General features: G+C 71.1%; 1 protein-coding gene and 1 pseudogene. Both read left to right on the top strand.

Translation table 11 applies throughout. The annotated features are described in order from the left end of the window. Positions 1 to 327, top strand: a pseudogene (locus D183_RS0113195) (carboxylating nicotinate-nucleotide diphosphorylase); the annotation flags it as partial. A gap of 295 nt (positions 328 to 622) precedes the next feature. Continuing rightward, positions 623 to 1,566: DUF2272 domain-containing protein (locus D183_RS0113190; RefSeq protein ID WP_017909414.1), on the top strand; the 944-nt coding region annotated here is incomplete at its 3' end.

Raw genomic sequence — 1,566 nt, 5'->3', positions numbered from 1 at the left:
GCGGTGGCCGCCGCGCGCGCGCAGTGGCCGGCGCTGCCGCTGGTGGTCGAGGTGGAAACTCTGGAGCAACTGCGCGAAGCGCTGCAGGCCGGCTGCGATCGCATCCTGATCGACGACTTCACTGCGGAACAGCGCCGCGACGCGGTGGCGATCGCCGCGGCCGCACCATTCAATCGCGCGATTCCGCTGGAAGTCTCCGGCGGCGTCGACCTGGAGGCGGTGCGCGCGATCGCACAGGACGGCGTCGACTGCATCTCCATCGGCGCACTCACCAAGCATGTGCAGGCCGTGGATCTGTCGCTGAAACTCGGAACGCCGCCGCAGTAGGCGGCCAGATCGCGCGACGAGGCGACCGCGCGCCCTTTCCACACCCGCGGCGAATGCGGATACATCCCATGCGTGCATGTCCGCACGCATGGCCCAGTCGCGACGTTGAACGTTTCCACCCCGCTGGGTGAGTGCCACCACACCAAGGGTAACCGCCAAGCGCCTGATCCGCCGGCAAACGCGCTAGCCAGCACGGGGCGATCTGCCCGGATCGCGCCGCACGCCCTACACTTCACGGCCTCGCCGACGCCGCTCTGCGACGCTGCGCGCTTCCCCGTCCCCACCGAGTTCGCCGATGTTCCGCCCCTGGTTCGCGCTGCTGTGTGTCGCCGCCCTGTTTCCCGCCGGCCGCGCCGCGGCCGCGGAAGTCTGCGATCTGCCGCCGCGCTTCGGCCTTACCCCGGCGGCGGTGGCGATCGTGCGCACCGCCTGCAACGAGCACCGGCTGTGGTGGCGCCCGTTCATCGATCGCGACGGCCGCCTGGCCGGCCTGCGCGTCACCGAGGCCGAGCGCGCCGACCTGGCCGACGACGGCATCGAAGCCTGGCAGCGCGTCGCCACCTACTGGCGCGACAGCGGCACGCTGGGCGCGATGGGCCGCTTCGACGGTGCCGAGAGCTGCCAGCAGTTGGACGGGTCGCGCTACCGCGAGAACGACTGCCGCGCCTTCATCGTCGACAACCCGTGGTCGGCAGCCTTCGTGTCCTACGTGATGGTGCGCGCCGGCGTGGCCGGCTTCCACACCTCGATCCGGCATATCGACTACATCCGCGCCGCCTACCAGGCCGGCGCCGACGGCCTGCCCTATCGCTTTGCCGACCCGCAGCAGGAAAAGCCTGCCCCCGGCGATCTGCTGTGCTTCCTGCGCGGACGCCGGCAGCCGGTCGGCACCGCCGGCCTGCGCGAGGCGCTGGCGCGCGGCCGCCCGCTGCCGTGGGAATCGCATTGCGACATCGTGATCGCGGCCAATGTCGGCGGCGACCAGACCCTGTACCTCATCGGCGGCAACGTGTTCAACGCGGTGACCATGCGCAAGCTCAAGCTGGACCGCAGCGGGCGCCTGCAACTGGATGCGCCGCTGGCGCAGGACCAGAACGACGAAGGCGCCGCACTCGAATGCACGCCCGGCCACGAGGAACTGTGCGACTTCAATCGCCAGGACTGGTCGGCCCTGCTGAAGCTGCAACCGCAGGCGCAGGTGCTGCTGCCGCCCGCCCCGACCGATCCCGCCGCCCCGCC

The sequence above is a fragment of the Xanthomonas sp. SHU 199 genome (genome assembly GCF_000364665.1).
Lineage (GTDB): Bacteria > Pseudomonadota > Gammaproteobacteria > Xanthomonadales > Xanthomonadaceae > Xanthomonas_A > Xanthomonas_A sontii.
The sequence above is the reverse complement of the archived record's forward strand: the minus strand, read 5'-3'. Positions and strand labels throughout refer to the sequence as shown.